The organism is Halomonas sp. 141, from assembly GCF_002810305.1.
GTDB lineage: Bacteria > Pseudomonadota > Gammaproteobacteria > Pseudomonadales > Halomonadaceae > Vreelandella > Vreelandella stevensii.
In genome coordinates this window covers 1-16,007 of record NZ_PINZ01000056.1, presented here as the reverse complement: position 1 = coordinate 16,007, position 16,007 = coordinate 1, and the positions used below count along the sequence as shown (strand labels likewise).

Annotated in this window: 19 protein-coding genes; 6 read left to right on the top strand and 13 right to left on the bottom strand. The window is 59.1% G+C overall.

The window, feature by feature from the left end; all coding sequences use genetic code 11:
• Positions 1–172: 172 nt before the first annotated feature.
• The 3 genes from CWI66_RS15970 to CWI66_RS15960 all read left to right on the top strand — a co-directional run bounded on the left by CWI66_RS15970 (position 173) and on the right by CWI66_RS15960 (position 1,900).
• A complete protein-coding gene (locus CWI66_RS15970) occupies positions 173–502 on the top strand; it encodes a DUF1820 family protein (protein WP_009100748.1) in 330 nt (109 codons plus the stop codon).
• Between the two features lie 83 nt (positions 503–585).
• The gene (locus tag CWI66_RS15965; RefSeq protein ID WP_026001763.1) at positions 586–1,221 is read left to right on the top strand and encodes a TIGR04211 family SH3 domain-containing protein; all 636 of its coding nucleotides are present in this window, start codon (positions 586–588) and stop codon (positions 1,219–1,221) included.
• Between the two features lie 46 nt (positions 1,222–1,267).
• The gene (locus CWI66_RS15960; RefSeq protein ID WP_100732234.1) at positions 1,268–1,900 is read left to right on the top strand and encodes a thiopurine S-methyltransferase; all 633 of its coding nucleotides are present in this window, start codon (positions 1,268–1,270) and stop codon (positions 1,898–1,900) included.
• A gap of 11 nt (positions 1,901–1,911) precedes the next feature.
• Here CWI66_RS15960 and CWI66_RS15955 read toward each other — a convergent pair whose 3' ends face one another.
• The 5 genes from CWI66_RS15955 to cysP form a co-directional block, all read right to left on the bottom strand.
• Positions 1,912–2,505, bottom strand: a complete 594-nt coding sequence (locus tag CWI66_RS15955) for a YajG family lipoprotein (RefSeq protein ID WP_100732233.1) — start codon at positions 2,503–2,505, stop codon at positions 1,912–1,914.
• A gap of 157 nt (positions 2,506–2,662) precedes the next feature.
• Positions 2,663–3,757, bottom strand: coding sequence for a sulfate/molybdate ABC transporter ATP-binding protein (locus CWI66_RS15950; protein WP_100732232.1), 1,095 nt, complete (start codon positions 3,755–3,757; stop codon positions 2,663–2,665).
• Entirely contained in the window at positions 3,754–4,581 is an 828-nt protein-coding gene (gene cysW, locus CWI66_RS15945) for a sulfate ABC transporter permease subunit CysW (RefSeq protein WP_016914400.1), read from the bottom strand. Before cysW ends, CWI66_RS15950 begins: the two co-directional genes overlap by 4 nt.
• On the bottom strand, positions 4,581–5,435 hold the full coding sequence (cysT, locus tag CWI66_RS15940) for a sulfate ABC transporter permease subunit CysT (RefSeq protein ID WP_081137609.1): 855 nt from the start codon (positions 5,433–5,435) through the stop codon (positions 4,581–4,583). The genes cysW and cysT overlap by 1 nt, the downstream gene beginning before the upstream one ends.
• 9 nt (positions 5,436–5,444) lie before the next feature.
• The gene (gene cysP / locus CWI66_RS15935; protein ID WP_100732231.1) at positions 5,445–6,497 is read right to left on the bottom strand and encodes a thiosulfate ABC transporter substrate-binding protein CysP; all 1,053 of its coding nucleotides are present in this window, start codon (positions 6,495–6,497) and stop codon (positions 5,445–5,447) included.
• A gap of 227 nt (positions 6,498–6,724) precedes the next feature.
• Here cysP and rpe point away from each other — a divergent pair, with 227 nt between their 5' ends.
• On the top strand, positions 6,725–7,423 hold the full coding sequence (gene rpe / locus CWI66_RS15930) for a ribulose-phosphate 3-epimerase (protein WP_100732230.1): 699 nt from the start codon (positions 6,725–6,727) through the stop codon (positions 7,421–7,423).
• Positions 7,424–7,436: 13 nt separating this feature from the next.
• On the opposite strand, the gene CWI66_RS15925 is transcribed toward rpe, so the two are convergent.
• A complete protein-coding gene (locus CWI66_RS15925; protein WP_081195677.1) occupies positions 7,437–8,735 on the bottom strand; it encodes an NAD(P)/FAD-dependent oxidoreductase in 1,299 nt (432 codons plus the stop codon).
• 125 nt (positions 8,736–8,860) lie between these two features.
• On the opposite strand from CWI66_RS15925, the gene CWI66_RS15920 reads away from it, so the two are divergent.
• Positions 8,861–9,538: a phosphoglycolate phosphatase gene (locus CWI66_RS15920; protein WP_081137615.1), complete on the top strand. Its 678-nt coding sequence runs from the start codon at positions 8,861–8,863 to the stop codon at positions 9,536–9,538.
• A 3-nt stretch (positions 9,539–9,541) separates the two neighbouring features.
• On the opposite strand, the gene CWI66_RS15915 is transcribed toward CWI66_RS15920, so the two are convergent.
• Positions 9,542–10,459, bottom strand: coding sequence for a metal ABC transporter solute-binding protein, Zn/Mn family (locus CWI66_RS15915; RefSeq protein WP_100732229.1), 918 nt, complete (start codon positions 10,457–10,459; stop codon positions 9,542–9,544).
• A 747-nt stretch (positions 10,460–11,206) separates the two neighbouring features.
• On the opposite strand from CWI66_RS15915, the gene CWI66_RS15910 reads away from it, so the two are divergent.
• The gene (locus CWI66_RS15910) at positions 11,207–11,359 is read left to right on the top strand and encodes a hypothetical protein (RefSeq protein ID WP_156808482.1); all 153 of its coding nucleotides are present in this window, start codon (positions 11,207–11,209) and stop codon (positions 11,357–11,359) included.
• A 172-nt stretch (positions 11,360–11,531) separates the two neighbouring features.
• Here CWI66_RS15910 and CWI66_RS15905 read toward each other — a convergent pair whose 3' ends face one another.
• From CWI66_RS15905 to CWI66_RS15880, 6 genes are read right to left on the bottom strand one after another with little or no spacing between them, the layout of a single operon-like run.
• Positions 11,532–12,152 (bottom strand): LysE family translocator, encoded by a 621-nt coding sequence (locus CWI66_RS15905; RefSeq protein ID WP_016914392.1) that lies wholly within the window; start codon positions 12,150–12,152, stop codon positions 11,532–11,534.
• A 29-nt stretch (positions 12,153–12,181) separates the two neighbouring features.
• A complete protein-coding gene (locus tag CWI66_RS15900; protein ID WP_198517601.1) occupies positions 12,182–13,099 on the bottom strand; it encodes an ornithine cyclodeaminase family protein in 918 nt (305 codons plus the stop codon).
• A 39-nt stretch (positions 13,100–13,138) separates the two neighbouring features.
• On the bottom strand, positions 13,139–13,708 hold the full coding sequence (locus CWI66_RS15895; protein ID WP_016914390.1) for a carboxymuconolactone decarboxylase family protein: 570 nt from the start codon (positions 13,706–13,708) through the stop codon (positions 13,139–13,141).
• A gap of 30 nt (positions 13,709–13,738) precedes the next feature.
• Positions 13,739–14,377 carry a hypothetical protein gene (locus tag CWI66_RS15890; protein ID WP_016914389.1) on the bottom strand — a complete coding sequence of 213 codons (639 nt, stop codon included), beginning with the start codon at positions 14,375–14,377 and terminating at the stop codon, positions 13,739–13,741.
• Positions 14,378–14,398: 21 nt separating this feature from the next.
• The gene (locus CWI66_RS15885; protein WP_050980294.1) at positions 14,399–15,364 is read right to left on the bottom strand and encodes a branched-chain amino acid transaminase; all 966 of its coding nucleotides are present in this window, start codon (positions 15,362–15,364) and stop codon (positions 14,399–14,401) included.
• A gap of 2 nt (positions 15,365–15,366) precedes the next feature.
• Positions 15,367–15,864 carry a hypothetical protein gene (locus tag CWI66_RS15880; protein ID WP_232710963.1) on the bottom strand — a complete coding sequence of 166 codons (498 nt, stop codon included), beginning with the start codon at positions 15,862–15,864 and terminating at the stop codon, positions 15,367–15,369.
• Between the last annotated feature and the right edge of the window lie 143 nt (positions 15,865–16,007).

Here is a 16,007-nt window from a genome sequence, read left to right as displayed (position 1 = left end):
CCTGTGTAAGCCCGGTCACGCACCGGCAGCGGCCTAAGACGTGGGAAGCCTCGCCCGTCAGGGCGGGGAGCAGTCACTGGGCATTGATGATGTCTGCTAAGGGGCTGCCCGATGAGTGTGGTAGGCTACCCCGTTGTTGGATACGTTCAAGCGTCAAGAGGAACAGGCCAAGATGGCGGCCAAGCCGATCTACCGTGTGGTGGTTCACCAGCAGGGTGAAATTTGGGATTTATACGTAAGAGAGATCTTTCAGAGCGAACTCTGGGGCTTTATTGAAGTCGAGGAGTTTGTCTTTGACGATGCGTCGCGAGTGGTGGTGGATCCGGGAGCGGAGAAACTGCAGCGTACCTTCGAAGGTGTCAAGCGCAGCTACCTGCCGCTCAATGCCATTGTGCGCATTGACGAAGTAGAGCGTGAAGGCCCCTTGAAAGCGGTGAAAAGTGATGCTCGCGTCGCGGAGTTTCCTCGCCCCTTCCCGCTACCGCCCCGTGGGGAAGGGTAAGCGCCCAACACGCGCAACGCTATAGCGCTACGCAGGCTGGCTTCGTCGGTCAGCCGCGTTTTTTATGATCAGGACATGACGTCATGCAAGTAGAGAAATTTCGCAGGAATTGTTACGCCGCCGCCATGGGCGTGCTGTTGAGTGCCAGTGGCCAGTTAGCGTTTGCTCAATCCGATAGCCAAGCCTGGGTCAGTGATGAGCTAAGCACCTATGTGCGTAGTGGCCCCACAGATGGCTATCGCATTGTGGGAACGCTGAATGCGGGTGAGCAGGTCGACGTACTGGAAACCAGCGGGAACTACACCCGAGTGCGCAGCAACAGCGGCGACACTGTGTGGGTGCTGAGCAGTGAACTGCAGCAAACGCCCAGCGCTCGTCAGCAGTTGCCTGAGCTTCAGGCGCAGGTGGAAGAGCTGACCCAGGAGCTCGACGGCATCAACGATACCTGGGAGCAGCGGGTCTCTTCGATGACCGAAACTCTGGAGGTCCGTGAGCAGCGTATTGCCGAGCTGGAAGCGCGTAATCACGAGCTGGACGCCGAGTCCGAGCAGGCCCGCCGTCAGGTGCGCGCGCTGCAGGCACGTCTGGATACCCAGGAAGAAGACTTGTTGATGCGCTACTTCATGTACGGCGGGGGGGTGGCCGGTGCGGGCCTGCTGGTGGGGCTGATCGTGCCGCATCTGCCGCGTCGCCGCAAAAAACGTGACCGCTGGTTCTAAACAGCGTGCTGGTCATCCTCCATCACGGCCTGACGAGGTAAGTACCATGGACAACCCCTGGCGGTTGCGCTGGCAGGAAGGGCGCATTGGCTTTCATCTGGCGGCAACACATACCGCGCTGCCACAGCACTGGCCCGAGCTGGGGGTGGAGGAGGGTGCCAAAGTGCTGGTGCCGCTGTGCGGCAAGAGCCTGGACATGCGCTGGCTGGCCGAGCAGGGTCATCCGGTGCTGGGCGTCGAGCTGGCCCCGGAAGCCATCGAGCAGTTTCTGGCCCAGCGGGAAGAGGGCGTTACTCGCTACCGCCAGTCAGGTTTCGAGGTGTTTCGTCAGGGGAGTGTCGAGCTCTGGTGCGGGGACTTCTTTCATCTGCATATCAAACAGGCTGACGAAGTCAGGGCCTTCTATGACCGGGCGGCGTTGATTGCCCTGCCACCCGCCACCCGTGAGCGCTATGCGTTCCATCTGGCACAGCTGATACCGCCCGGTGCCAAGGGATTGCTCGTCGCGCTGACCCATCAGGAAGGCAAGGCAGGGCCGCCCTTCAACGTGCCCGATCACGAAATAGAGCGCCTGCTGGCGCCCAATTTTCGCGTTGATCGCCTCGCTACGGTGCCCGCCGATGAGCGTGGTCGCCGCGAGAGCTTTTGGGCACTGGAGCGGCGCGGCCCTCGCGTGTGAATTGACCCAGATTAGCGCGCCAGCAGGCGGCCCAGTTCCGGGTCGCTGAAGGCGCGGTTCAAACCATCGCTCAGCAGGTCGTTCAACATGCGGGTATTGCTGTCTTCACCAGGTTTGATGGCGTAGCTCTGCGTACGGCGTGAGGTATAGGTGCCGGTATAGGTCGTGCCCTGATGCTGCGCGATGGCGCGGAAGACACCCTCGATACGGGCCTCGTCGATGAGCGGCTGGCCGCTATCGCCCCGCAGGTAGGCCAGGCTGGCGAGCTCCAGCGTCAGAGTGGGGCGGCCCTGGGCGGTTTCCCGGGTGGGGTTGAAGCCCATGTCGCGCACCGCACGCTCTGCTTCGGCTTGAAGTTTCGGAATCAATTCATGTCGGTTGACGGTGATTTGCGCCGTCGACATGCTGCCGCCTGCCCGGGTGCCAATGACTTCACTGGGCCGGGCGTCCACGGCCACCACGGTCACCTGCTGCCCAGAGCCTACCTGCGGCACGCTGGCCGTGCGGGAAGGGTTCAGCTGCAGGAACTGGGGGCTGGCGCAGCCGGCCAGCAGGGCGGTGGCCAACAGCGCACCGGAAATACGTAAAAAATGACGCCGACGCATACAACTCTCCACACTCTACTTGTTTGGGGCGTAACTTGCCTGGATAGTAACCTGATTGGGTAGTCACTTGCCTGGAAAGTAAAAGCCTGTTGTAACAAGGCATTGCTGTCCAGGGTCGGTACAGTATAGCCCTGCTGCGACAGGCGAGGCCAGCGGCTTACGCGACCCGGCTAGGCTGCGGCTGGGGCGCGGCGTCTTCCTTGAATCGATGCCACTGGCGCGGATGCGCAAACAGCCGCTGGCCGCGCTGCAGGTTCAGCCGTTCGAAGTCGGCATGACGCACGGTGGCCAGCCAGGGCTTGGCAAGCCAGTCCGCCTCCAGCTCGACCCGTACTTCGGCCCCCACAGGGGAAAGCGCGGTGACCGTGACAGGCAGGTGGCTTTCCGGGCTGGGTGCTTCAGCCAGGCGCACTTCGTGGGGGCGCAACAGCAGCTCTTCGTCACCGTCCGGCAGGTCTACCTGCAGGCGCGCGTCTCCGCAGGTCAGCACACCTTGCTGCACGCTGCCCTCCAGGTGGTTCACGTCACCGAGGAATTCGAACACAAAGCGGTTCTTCGGCGAGCGGTAGAGAGTTTCCGGCGTGTCGATCTGTTCGATACGGCCGTTGCTCATCACCACGACGCGATCCGAAAGCTCCAGCGCCTCTTCCTGGTCGTGGGTCACGAATACGCTGGTGAAGTTCAGCTCATCATGAAGGCGACGCAGCCAGCGGCGAAGGTCCTGACGTACCTTGGCGTCCAGCGCGCCGAAGGGCTCGTCCAGCAGCAGCACGTCGGGTTCTACGGCCAGTGCCCTGGCCAGCGACACACGCTGCTGCTGGCCGCCCGAGAGCTGCGCAGGCAGGCGGTTGGCCAAATGCTGGAGCTGAACCATTTCCAGTAGCCGAAATACTCGTGCACGAATCTCGCCGCTGGAGGGGCGACGCTTGCGCGGCATCACGGTCAGGCCAAAGGCCACGTTGTCGTAGACGCTCATATGGCGAAACAGCGCATAGTGCTGAAATACAAAACCGATGCGCCGGTCACGCACGTGCACATGGGTGACATCGCGATCGCCAAACAGAATTTTACCGGGCGTTGGCGTGCGGTCAGCGCTCTCCAGCCCTGCAATGATACGCAGCAGGGTCGTCTTGCCCGACCCGGAGGGCCCCAGCAGGCCGACCAGCTCGCCCTCATGAATGTCCAGGTCGATGGGTTCGAGGGCCTGGGTGTTGGCAAAATGCTTGGCAATATTCTCTAAGCGAATACTCATACGAGTGCCTCCCGGCGCGATGCGCGCCATTCCAGGCCTGCCTTGGCCGCAAGGGTTAACAGGGCAATCAGCGCCAGCAAGGCCGCGCTGGCAAATGCCCCCACGGCGTTGTAATCCTGATAGAGCTGTTCGAGATGCAAGGGCAGCGTGTTGGTCTGCCCGCGAATAGCCCCTGAGACCACGGAGACCGCGCCGAATTCACCTACCGCGCGAGCATTGGTGAGGATGATGCCGTACAGCAGTGCCCAACGGATATTGGGGAGCGTCACACGCCAGAACGTGGTCCAGCCTGAGGCGCCCAGGGTCACGGCGGCTTCCTCTTCGCGGGAGCCCTGGGCCTGCATCAATGGAATCAGTTCCCGAGCGACGAAGGGGCAGGTGACGAAGATGGTGACCATCAGAATGCCGGGCCAGGCAAACATGAGCTGGATGTCATGGGTGTCCAGCCAGCTGCCGATCCAGCCATTGCGGCCGTAGAGCAGCAGGTAGATCAAACCGGCCACGACTGGCGAAACGGCAAAGGGTATGTCGATCAGGGTTTGCAGAATGCGGCGGCCGGGGAAGCTGAAGCGGGTCACCAGCCAGGCCAGCGCGACGCCAAAGACCAGGCAGACCGGAATGGTCATCAGCGCGATGACCAGCGTCAGGCCGATGGCGTGCAGGGTGAAGGTATTGGTCACGTTGGCCCAGAACACCGCCACGCCCTGAGAAAAGGCCTGAGCAAAAATGGCGACCAGCGGCAGCAGCAGAAACAGCGCCGACAGCAGCAGGGCGCTGACGATCAGTACGCGCCGCACCAGCGGCGCATCCCCTACGCGATGCATTAGCCTTTTCCTCCATGCAAGCGGCGCACGAAGCGCCCCTGCCAGATGTTGATGACCAGCAGCAGTGCCAGCGACACGAACAGCACCACTGAGGCGATGGCCGAAGCGCCTGCGTAGTCGTACTCCTGAAGCCGAACGAAGATCATCAATGCCGTGATCTCCGTTTCGTAGGGCATGTTGCCCGCGATGAAGATGATCGCCCCGAACTCGCCCAGAGAGCGCACGAACGCCAGCCCCGTACCGGTGACCAGCGCTGGCCACAGGTGGGGCATGATCACCCGGCGAAATGCCACGCTGTCGGTAGCACCCAGCGACATGGCGGCTTCATCGATCTCGGCGGGCAGGTCTTCGAGTACCGGCTGCACGGTGCGCACCACGAAAGGAATACTGGTGAAAGCCATGGCCAGGGCAATGCCGACCCAGGTATAGGCGACCTGAAAGCCCAGTGGTTCGAGCAGGCGGCCCATCCAGCCATTGCCGGCATACAGGGTGGCCAGGGTAATGCCCGCCACCGCCGTGGGCAGGGCGAAGGGCAGGTCCATCAGCGCATCCAGCAGGCGCTTGCCGGGGAACTCGTAGCGCACCAGCACCCAGGCCAGCAGCAGCCCGAAAACGGCGTTGACCAGCGCGGCCACGGCGGCAGCGCCAATGGTCACGGTGTAGCTGGCCACCACGCGGCCATCGGTGATGATGGCCCAGTACTGGCTGAGGCTGAGCCCCGCCAGTTGGCCAAACAGCCCGGTGATGGGCAGCAGCAGTACCAGCGAGATAAACAGCACGCTGATACCCATGGAAAGGCCAAAACCCGGCAGCACGCGTGTGCTGCCGGATCGCCAGAATGCAAGTTGGCTCATGGGGCTCCGTTAACGACGTTGCAGTTGATCGAGCAGTGCGCCACCTTCGAAATGCGCTTCCATGGCTTCTTCCCAGCTACCAAACACGTCTTCGACCTGCAGCAGCTCGGTCTCGGGGAACTGGTCGGCAAACTCGGCCACGACGGTCTCGTTATGCACTCGGTAGTTGAAGCCTGCCAGCAGGCGCTGAGCCTCTTCGCTGTAGAGGTACTCGAGGTAGCTCTGGGCCAGATCGCTGTTGCCGTTGCGCTCGGCGTTGGGGCCGACCACGGCGACCGGGAATTCGGCCAGGATGCTGACCGGCGGCACGATTACTTCATAATCGTCGCTGCCGTATTCGGTACGGATATTGTTGACTTCGGACTCGAAGCTGATCAGCACATCGCCAATGCCGCGTTCGATGAAGCTGGTAGTGGCACCACGACCGCCGGTGTCAAATACCGCCACGTTGCGCAGGAAGGTGCGCATGAAGTCCTGAATCTGCTCGTCGTCACCGTCGAAAGCCTGATCGGCGAAGCCCCAGGCGGCCAAATAGGTGTAGCGGCCATTGCCGGAGGTTTTCGGATTCGGGAAGACCATGCGGACGTCTTCCTGTACCAGGTCGTCCCAGCTCTCGATGCCCTTGGGGTTGCCCTTGCGCACCAGGAACGCGGTGGTGGAGTAGTAGGGTGATGCGTTGTTGTCGAACGCCTGCTGCCAATCTTCCGCGACCAGGCCTGCATCCGCCAGCGCTTGAACGTCGGTGACCTGGTTATAGGTCACTACATCGGCGCGCAGACCCTGCAGAATGGCCCGTGCCTGAGCCGAGGAGCCGCCGTGAGACTGGTTGATACCGATCTCTTCGCCGTGCTCTTCCTGCCACCAAGCCTGGAACTCAGGGTTGATGGCCGAAAAAAGCTCACGGGCGATATCGTAGGAGGAGTTGAGCAGCTCGCGCTCCTGGGCCACGGCGCTGGTGGAGAGCGTCATGCCGGCAACGGCGGTGCCGACGGCAGCGGCGAGCAGGCTGCGGCGCAGTCCATTACGAAGCAGGCTGGTGCGAAGTAGAGTATGGCGTGTCATGGCAGGCTCCTGATGGCAGGGGGCGACATAGTCGCGATGGTGCTAAGGTTAAACCTGTCATTGTGGAATTACAATTGTGTTTTATATTCTATTTATGAATATATGAGGAAGGTTAGGCAATGATGCATTTCTTTCATGCCGCTCAAGGGCATCATCCTTGCATGGGGCTGGGCGCAGCGCTCTGGTAAGATAGCGCGATACCGTTAATCCGCGCTAAGGACCCCATGATGAGCACTGCCCAGGATTTCTTGATTGCCCCTTCCATTTTGTCGGCCAACTTCGCCCGTTTGGGGGAAGAGGTAGACAACATTCTGGCCGCCGGTGCAGACGTGGTGCACTTCGATGTCATGGACAACCACTACGTGCCCAACCTGACCATTGGCCCAATGGTCTGCAAGGCACTGCGCCAGCACGGCGTGACCGCGCCCATCGATGTGCACCTGATGGTCAAGCCGGTGGATCGCATGATCAGTGATTTCATCGACGCGGGCGCGAGCTACATCACCTTTCACCCCGAAGCCTCCGAGCATATCGATCGCTCTTTGCAGCTGATCCGCGATGGCGGCTGCAAGGCCGGGCTGGTTTTCAACCCGGCAACGCCGCTTAGCTATCTCGATTACGTGATGGACAAAGTGGATATGGTGCTGCTGATGAGCGTCAACCCGGGCTTTGGTGGGCAATCGTTCATCCCGACGACCCTCAACAAGCTGCGCGAGGCGCGGGCAAGGATCGATGCTTCGGGCTTGCCAATCCGCCTGGAGATCGATGGGGGCGTCAAGGTGGATAACATCGCCGAGATTGCCGCTGCCGGTGCCGATACGTTCGTGGCTGGCTCGGCCATTTTCAATGCGCACCAGGCCAGCGACCCCCACGGATACGATAGCGTCATTCAGCAGATGCGAGCTGCGCTGGCCAGCGTCCGCTGATCGAGGCGGGCGCTCAATGCAGCTTCATGCGTGGCTTGAGGTAGCGGTTCAGTTTGTCTACCAGCCAGGCAAGACCCGTCTTTGGCGCGCCATGTATCGACAGCTGATGCATACGATACAAGGAAGCATACGCCTGGCGCGCCAGCCAGCCCTCCAGAAACAGCCCGCGAGAAGCGGAGCTGCGCATCAGGTTGCCCACCGCATCGTAGCGTGCCAGCGATACCAGTGAGCCGTGGTCACGGTAGTGAAACGCGGCCAGGGGTTTCTGTTCCAGGCAGTTGATCAGGTTCTTCGCCAGTACCTTGGCTTGCTGATGGGCGGCCTGGGCGCGGGGCGGCACGGTGGCATCCTCGCCTTGTGGGCAGCTGGCGCAGTCGCCCAGGGCAAAAATGGCAGGGTCATCGACGCTTTGCAGGGTTTGGTGCACGGCGACCTGATGGCGCTTGTTGGTAGTGAGCCCCAGCTCGCTGAGGAACTCGGGCGCCTTGATGCCCGCGGCCCAGACGTTCAGGTCGGTATCGATGACTTCGCCATCATTGGTGACCAGATGATACTCCTTCGCCTCCTGAATGGCCGTGTTGACGTGCACGGTGACGCCAAGGCTTTCCAGCTCCTGCTGTACAGTGCCGCTGATGCGTTCGGACAAACCTGGCAGCAGGCGCGGCGCGGCCTCGATCAAGTGTACGCTGATGGATTGGTGGTCCACCGCCGTCACCCCGTAGGCGTTCAACAGACGTGAGGCATCCAGCAGCTCCGCCGACAGCTCTACCCCTGTGGCGCCACCGCCGACGATACCGATGGTGAGCTGAGTATGTTGGCGCAGCGATGGGTCGGTGTAGCGCAGGAAGGTATTGATCATGTCCCGCTGGAACGCCTTGGCCTGCTGGGGCGAATCGATGAAGTGGCAGTGCTCGGCCACGCCCTGAGTGCCAAAGTCGTTGGAAACGCTGCCCAGTGCCAGTACCAGGTAGTCATAGGTGATCTGCCGAGCGGGCAGCACTTCTTCGCCCTCTTCATCGACGATGGCCGCCAGGTGAATCACCTTCTGTTGACGATCCAGCCCGCTCAATGAGCCCCGCTGGTAGCGGTAGTGATGGGCGGTGGAGTGACCACGATAGTCCACTTCGTCCATGCTCGAGTTCAACACGCCGGTAGCCAGCTCATGGAGCAGCGGTTTCCAGACATGGGTCGCGTTACGGTCCAGCAGTACGATCTCGGCGCGTTTTTTCTTGCCCAGCGTGTGCCCCAGCTTGGTGGCGAGGGTCAGGCCTCCGGCGCCGCCGCCCACAATCACAATTCGGGGAGTGGCCATTACTCTCTCCTTGGCTAATATAGCCTCAGCATAGAAGCTTCCACGCGATATGGGTAATCGCAGGCCGATAAGATGATAAAATTGATCGAGATTATCGCGTCCAGTGCCATGACCAAGGAGCCCGTGTGCATACCATTCTGCAGCAGAAGCAACTGATCGCCTTCGACCTCGATGGCACCTTGATTGATTCCGTGCCTGATCTGGCCGTGGCCGTACAGCAATCCATGCGGGAGATGGCGCTGCCGCTGCCGGGTGAGCAGCAGGTGCGCCACTGGGTAGGCAACGGTGCACAGGTGTTGGTGGAGCGTGCACTCAGTTGGGCGACTTCGTCAGCGCCGGAGCCGGGGCTTGTCGAGGCTGCGCTGGCGGCGTTCATGCGCCATTATGCGGCGGCGCCCAACGCACGCACCGTGCTGTACCCGCACGTGGCGCAAGCGCTGCAGCAGTTGCATGACGCAGGCTTCACGCTGGCGCTCATTACCAACAAGCCCGAGCGCTTCATTGCGCCCATTCTGGAGCATTTCGAACTGCTGGCGCTGTTTGCCCACTGCGTGGGTGGCGACTCGCTGCCAGAGAAAAAGCCCAGCCCCGCACCGCTGCTACATATCGCACGTTTGTTGGACGTTGCGCCGAGTGCCTGCGTGATGGTTGGAGACTCACGCCACGATATCGAGGCGGGCAAGGCAGCGGGTTTTGCCACGGTGGCGCTGCCTTACGGCTACAATCACGGCGACCCCATCGAACAGAGCCAGCCGGATGTGCTGATCGAGTCCTTGGCTGAGCTGATCGGCTCTGACGCTTAGGTGTCAGTGATCGGCGCGGGCGCCCCCCAGCGCCTCATGCAGCAGCTCGGCGTTGTGCAGCAGCAAGGCAGGGTAATTGTAGGCAGGGCCATCGGCCTCGCTGAGCGTATCGATGTAGAGCGGGCCTGCCAGGGCCAGGCCTGACTCTCTCGCCAAGGCGTCCATGTGAATGTCGGGCACCGTGCTTTCATAAAAGAGCGCAGGCGGACGCTGCTCGGCGAGCTGTATGCTCATCGCCTCCATGGCCGATGCGCTGCCCTGGGTTTCGCTATTGAGGCCCCAGATGGCGCTGTACTCGAACTCGTAGGCGCGGGCAAAGTAGCCCATCGAGGCTTCGCTGGTGATGAGGGTGCGGTTGGTCTGCGGGATGCCCTGCAGCCGCTCTCGCACCTGCTGGTCCAGCGCCAGCAGGGCTTCCCTGGCTTCAACGGCGCGTTGCTGGAAGGCGTCGGCCTTGCTCGGGTAGCGTTCGCTCAGCGTCTCGGCAATCACATCGAGGTAGGCGGCAGCGCCCTTGGGGTCCATCCACATATGCGGGTCGGGGTTGCCCTTGTACTGGCCCATGGGAATGGTCAGCGGCGACATGGCCGCGTTTTCCGCCAGAGCAGTCAGTGTCAGTGTGTCATCCGCCATGGCCTGTACATGGCGCAGCCAGGGCTCCAGGCCATAGCCGTTGTAAAACACGATATCGGCCTCTTCCAGGGCCAGCACGTTGGGGGGCGTCAGTTCCCAGCGGTGAACATCCTCACCGGGTGGTACGATGGTCACAATGCGCACGTCACTGCCTGCCACGCGTTTCACCAGGTCCTCGATGATCGAGAACGATGCAATCACGTTGATGGTGGCGGTCGCGAAGGCGGGAGGGGCAGCAAGCAGTGCCAAGAGCAACAGCGTGATCGTCCCAGGGAATCGCCTATCCATGTCACGCTCCTAACCCGTAAAAAAACAGCAGATCATAAAGAGTGTTGGGCAGTGTTGCCAGTGTCGGCCACTTCCTATGCAGGGTAGTCGATGAACGATGCCCCGCCTATTCGTCGAATGATTACCTCACTCTGATTTAACCTCTTTGCTGTATAAAAAACGATAACGCGAATTTGGCGCTCTGCTCCTGGCCTTTGCGAACGTGTTGTTGACAGGTCCCAGGCGTTTCAAACACCTCTGACACTGCATAGTGACCAGTGCTTCTTTATCCCTACGCTTGACGCCAATGGCCATTGTGTTCAAGTCCGAAACTGAAGAACGCCCTCTTGTGTAAAAACGAACCAAGGCGTTACTGCATTAGTCGCTGATTGCCTCTGCAAGGAGGCCTTGGGTTGGGTTATCACCCTGAGCAGAATAGCTTTATGAGTGTCACGGAGTAAGTGGAACAATGGCGCAGTCGGAACCGTCAGTGCCTGTGCTGGTGATCTCTCGCTGCCGCCGGAGTCTGCTGAACCCATCTGGCAGCGCATATTGCTCTCCCGTCGGCAGTTCGCGTTGCTGTGCTTTGCGACACTGGAACGCGACACCGCGCTGGTGTAGCAACTCCTCCCCTCTGAACGCTGCCAGGTTAAGCGCCTGTCCCGGATGCTCAGCAGCACCGCTGCTACCTTGCGCAGGGGGGCAGGAAATTTGCTTATAGTCCGGTGTATATTGCGCGACTCGTCGGTATCAATCATGGCGGCCTGCGTGGCGTCAGCCATCCAATACGACGGCAGCATGGTATCGGCGTTGATTGAGGTCTATGTGGCGACCACGGTCATTACCCTTGGCAGTGACCCGCCACGAAACGGCGAGGCGTGCTCCATCGCACCCGTGGCGCGCAGCCTGTATGGTTTGTAAAGAGATCAAGTGTTGCAGTGTTCAGAATGATTAGAAATAAGCACCTGCGTGCCGAGATCAATCAGGTTGGTGGCGAGCGTGCATCCGCAATGACTGGCACCTATGTTCGAAACAGGTATGTGCTTGGAGTCTTTTCGCAAAGCGATGCATCGCAAGCACGATGTATACCATCTTAACGACGCAGCATAGAAGCTGCCGCCGCCACCATGATCGTTGCCGCCCCGCGGAACAGATGTTGCTGCGCGCGCGGGCTGGACAGCAGGTGCCGCATACGCACAGCCGTCACAATGAACAGCGCGCCAACGCTCAGTAATACCAGAACGGTTAGCGGCACCAACATCATTACCCAAGTTTGTAACGAGACCGCCTCTAAGTTGATGACCAATGGAAGGATCGCCAGGTAAAAAGCGATGGTCTTCGGGTTGCCCAGCGTTATGGTCAGTCCAGACAATGCCGCCGACAACAGTTCCCGTTTCTTCGCTGACTTGCCCTCTTCTATCGTTTGATGATTGGTGAACCAGAACTGCCAGGCCAGGTAGCACAGATACAATGCCGCCCCCCAGCGAACCACCTCGAACAGTGCGTTGAAGTGTTCCACGACCATCGCCAGCCCAAAGACCGCGAAAGACAAATAGATCAGGTCACCAACTATCAAGCCGAGCAGCAGGCAAAAACCCGGCAAGGTACCGCCACTGACGCTACGGGCGACGAGAGCGGCCAAGCCAGGGCCGGGGATGGCAGCGGCAATCCCTAGTGCCATCGAATAGGAAAATATTTGCGTTACATCGAGCATGTCTCGGTCCTGATGAAGTGGTTATTTTGTCAACAGCGTGTAGAGCGCCACCGTCTGATGGCCTCGCGGGAAAAAACCAAGTCCTGCACCGCCAGTCCAACCGACTTGAAGATGCTCAAGCGCTGTTCATGCAGTGGTGTGAGACCGGCATGCAGGTTACCGATTTCTGTGCCGACCTTTTGCGAGGGCAACAGGCCTTTCTGGACAGCCTTGATCACGCACTCGGCTGAGGCAAGTACCGAACGATTGCAGTCCGTGAACAAGGCGCTGTGTTCATACACATCTTCGTGCAACTCTTGAAAACCGAGAGCAGAAGAGCCAATGGCGTTGATATGGCAGCGTGCGGGCACTGCGGCCCGGCTCAGAATAGGCGAGCGCGCGGCTGTGGTGGTACATATGATGTCGCTGCCATGCACTGCCTCGGTTACTGTTGGGTGGGTTGAGATCGGGAAGTTGCAGAAGCGCTGGCTCCAGGCGGCAAACTCTTGCCGGGCTGTTTCGGTGCGCCCCCATATGGAAAGCTGTTTGACCGGTCTGACGGCCTGCATTGCCATGAGATGGGCGCGGGCCTGTAGGCCTGTACCCAGAATGGCCAGGCGGCTTGCATTGGGCGCGGCAAGTAGGTCTGTTGCGTATGCCGAAGCTGCAGCCGTGCGGATTTCGGTGATCGCCCCTGCATCGACCGCAACGACTGGGGATGTCCCGGCCTCGTCATAGATCAAGACGCTCCCCGTATGAGACGGACCAAGCTTCTTGGCCCCAAGCCTGACCACCACCGATTTCAAGCCAAAGCCTTTGTAGGGGCCGGACTTGATATAGGCTGGCATAACACCCATCAGATCGTTGTCGTTTCCACGGATGATTGTGCGTAGCGGCTGCTGTACCTGATTTGAGGAGTGCAGCCTGAATGCTTCCTCGCTGAGAATCAGGCCTAGTTGAAAGTCCAAGAGTTTCCTGACTGAGTGGCCATCCACGTGAAGCATAGTTCAAGCCTCGTCCGTCTGTTTGATCCCTAGAAATGCCTCCCACTTGAAGCGATGATCGACCTCCGTGATGGCGATGCTGTTCAGGATGGTCGACATGTGTTTCTGCGAAACGCCCAGAATCACGTCCAACATGTTTTGTTTGCTGAAACCGGCATGCAGGACAGCCTCAATTTCCTGTCTTTTCAAGCGGCCGCCGCAATGAATAACTTCCTGTGTGAAGTTGTACAAGGCCCGCAGCCGGTCATCAAGGTTATCTGGATCGTGCGCAGCAGCTTCGACCACACGGGCATCAACGCCTTTGGACAAAGCGATGAAGGCATGTGCCTGAACCGTGTAGGTGCAGTTATTTTCGACACCGCAGGTTATCCATACAACGGCCTTTTCTGCTTCGTCCAACGAGCTGTCGATGAACAGGTCGTGTGCTTGCTGGTAGGCTGCCAATAGTGCTGGTGATTCGGCCATATATGCACTCTGGTTGGGAATCCAGCCAAAGCTGTCGATTGAGTTTTGGAGTAACGCTTTGCTTTTCTCCGGTGCCGAATCGATTGTGTGTCGCTTCAAAATAGACATCATGACCTCGTTTGTGCATTGGTAGTTCAATTAAAGGGCAAGCTCCACGCTCAGCCTGAACGGGTCGGTTTCAGCGAGACGTGCACTCCAGTGCGTGTGAGTAAAGACAGACCAGAGCATTCGGATCGGACGGGTGTTGGAGATGAAATGCAAATCATGGATTTTGGCCGCCACCTCAGTGGTCAGAGCAACATCCACTTCGCTTCTGGCCGCCGCCGCAGCGGCGGCACTGGTGGAAAGTGTGAGAATCACGGAATCTATCTCAAGCCCCCGAGGTAGTAATTCTTCTATCAGGAGCCGCGGTGCCGGGTGGGTTGCGATGGTTGGCTTGCTGGTCGTCAGTGGCCCCTTGCTCGCTAGTCCGTACAAAGGGGTGTCGAAAACAAAGGTAGCGACTAGATTCAAGCGTGGCTCCATATAGAAGTTATGTATCTCTGGATAGGCGTTAGCCACGATCAGCACTGCTGGTGTTTCCTTCTCCATGGAGGAGCAGGCATTCTCATAGGAATCGTTAAGTTTGATCCGAACGCATGATTCGGGGTGTCGTTGCTCAAGCCATTTTGCAAAGAATCCGGCGGCGGCTTCACTGCTGGTTCCGCTGGGGCCTAGGGTGTGAATGATGACGTCGTGCCAGTCCCCAATACCTAGGTTCAGTAAGCTGTTGTCCATAGCCACAAGTCTCCAATGGAATCAGTTAAATATAGGGGTCAGCCAATGAGCGTATTTGGCATTCAGGCCTCTCACGCTCTCCAAGTAGAGTCTTCTGATTGCGGTACTAACTTTTCCGACGCCACTTTCTTGCAGCTTGTAGTGGTCGATTTGAGTTACTGGCACGATCTCGACGCCGGTGCCAGACAGAAAGCATTCTTCGACTGAGAACAACTCTGAAAAAGGAACATCCCTCTCGATAACCTCCATCCCCAGTTCATCTCTGGCCAGCTTGATGACGGTATCGCGTGTAATGCCCTCAAGAATGTGGGCACTCAAAGGCGGAGTAATGAGGTGGCCACCTTTGACGATGAAGACGTTGGAAGAGGTCGATTCGGCCAAGTTGCCATGCACATTCAGCATCAAAGCGTCATCGCACCCAATGCGCTGCGCCGATTCCATAGCTAGCGCCGAATTGGCGTAGCTGCCAGTGATTTTGGCCCGCGCGGGGAGTGACGAGTCGGGAATACGCCGCCAACTTGAAACGGCGCAATGGATGCCGTTTGCTGGCATGTAGGCTCCCATGTCAAGGGTGTTGATTGCCAGACCTGTGCTGACCCCAGCGAGCTTGACGCCGAAGCTGAATCCAGGAAGCAACGTTTTCTTGTAGGCCAAAGGTCTAATGTAGCTATCGGTTGATGCTTGGTTGCGTTGCAGCAGATCGAGAATGATTGCTCTCATCTCCGGGCGTGGCGGCAGGCCTTCCAACTGCAAAAATTTGGCCGAGTGCTCTAGTCGCTTAAGGTGGTCGTCCAGCCGGAAGACATTCAGTTGACCATTGCCGGAAGCATAGGCACGGATGCCTTCGAAAACGGCAGTGCCATAATTGAAGGCTTGGGTCGTTGTTGGGACTAGGGCTTCTGCAGCTGGCACTATCTCTCCATCTAGATATACCCAAGGGTGAGGTTTGCGCGGCACAGTCGAGACGGTGCCAAGCGAATCCGCCATGGTCAGGCCCTCCACGTTGCAATTTTCAATGCGGTTTCGCGCTCCTGGTTATCACTGCCTTGACGCTTGTCATGGAGTCTGGCGGCTTTCCAGCTAACCATTGCCGCAGTACCCGTCACGGCATCAGTCGAACCGACCGCGATGCGAACGCGAGTATTAAGCTTTTCCGCCATGGAGCTGGCAATGAACTGCAGGTTGTTCAGGGTAGCGCTGCTGCTCTCTAATTCCAGCGTGACGCTCAGTTGGTCGGCGCCTGCAACGGCCTCCACTAGGATATGGTAATCTAAGCAGCCTTTGAGATTCTCGAGCAGTGTGGCTTCGATGTCGTAGGCGCAGTGGGTGCTGCCATTGATTATCAAGGTGTCTCTGACCCGGCCGATAGGAATGATGTGCCACTGGCCCGTATTCAGCACTTGGGCTCTGACCATATCGCCAGTGCGATAGCGGATCAGTGGCTTCTGCCCTGGATAGAGGTGGGTGATGACCAGTTCGCCTGTCATTCTGTCGTCCTCGGGTTCCAAGACTTGCCCCGTCAGCGGATCTATCACTTCATAAACAATATTTAAGGAACCGCTGATCAATTCGTCTCTGAGCGGCTAAAGCACTCAGGGCGGCATATTCACCGCGTCAACGGTCACTTTCT

Coding starts and splice junctions, on each gene's coding strand:
- CWI66_RS15970 (WP_009100748.1), top strand. CDS start 173: ATGGCGGCCAAGCCGATCTACCGTGTGGTGGTTCACCAGCAGGGTGAA.
- CWI66_RS15880 (WP_232710963.1), bottom strand. CDS start 15,864: ATGACAGGCGAACTGGTCATCACCCACCTCTATCCAGGGCAGAAGCCA.
- CWI66_RS15925 (WP_081195677.1), bottom strand. CDS start 8,735: ATGGCCACTCCCCGAATTGTGATTGTGGGCGGCGGCGCCGGAGGCCTG.
- CWI66_RS15895 (WP_016914390.1), bottom strand. CDS start 13,708: ATGTCTATTTTGAAGCGACACACAATCGATTCGGCACCGGAGAAAAGC.
- CWI66_RS15960 (WP_100732234.1), top strand. CDS start 1,268: ATGGACAACCCCTGGCGGTTGCGCTGGCAGGAAGGGCGCATTGGCTTT.
- CWI66_RS15955 (WP_100732233.1), bottom strand. CDS start 2,505: ATGCGTCGGCGTCATTTTTTACGTATTTCCGGTGCGCTGTTGGCCACC.
- CWI66_RS15885 (WP_050980294.1), bottom strand. CDS start 15,364: ATGGCGGATTCGCTTGGCACCGTCTCGACTGTGCCGCGCAAACCTCAC.
- cysP (WP_100732231.1), bottom strand. CDS start 6,497: ATGACACGCCATACTCTACTTCGCACCAGCCTGCTTCGTAATGGACTG.
- cysT (WP_081137609.1), bottom strand. CDS start 5,435: ATGAGCCAACTTGCATTCTGGCGATCCGGCAGCACACGCGTGCTGCCG.
- rpe (WP_100732230.1), top strand. CDS start 6,725: ATGAGCACTGCCCAGGATTTCTTGATTGCCCCTTCCATTTTGTCGGCC.
- CWI66_RS15950 (WP_100732232.1), bottom strand. CDS start 3,757: ATGAGTATTCGCTTAGAGAATATTGCCAAGCATTTTGCCAACACCCAG.
- cysW (WP_016914400.1), bottom strand. CDS start 4,581: ATGCATCGCGTAGGGGATGCGCCGCTGGTGCGGCGCGTACTGATCGTC.
- CWI66_RS15915 (WP_100732229.1), bottom strand. CDS start 10,459: ATGGATAGGCGATTCCCTGGGACGATCACGCTGTTGCTCTTGGCACTG.
- CWI66_RS15890 (WP_016914389.1), bottom strand. CDS start 14,377: ATGGACAACAGCTTACTGAACCTAGGTATTGGGGACTGGCACGACGTC.
- CWI66_RS15965 (WP_026001763.1), top strand. CDS start 586: ATGCAAGTAGAGAAATTTCGCAGGAATTGTTACGCCGCCGCCATGGGC.
- CWI66_RS15905 (WP_016914392.1), bottom strand. CDS start 12,152: ATGCTCGATGTAACGCAAATATTTTCCTATTCGATGGCACTAGGGATT.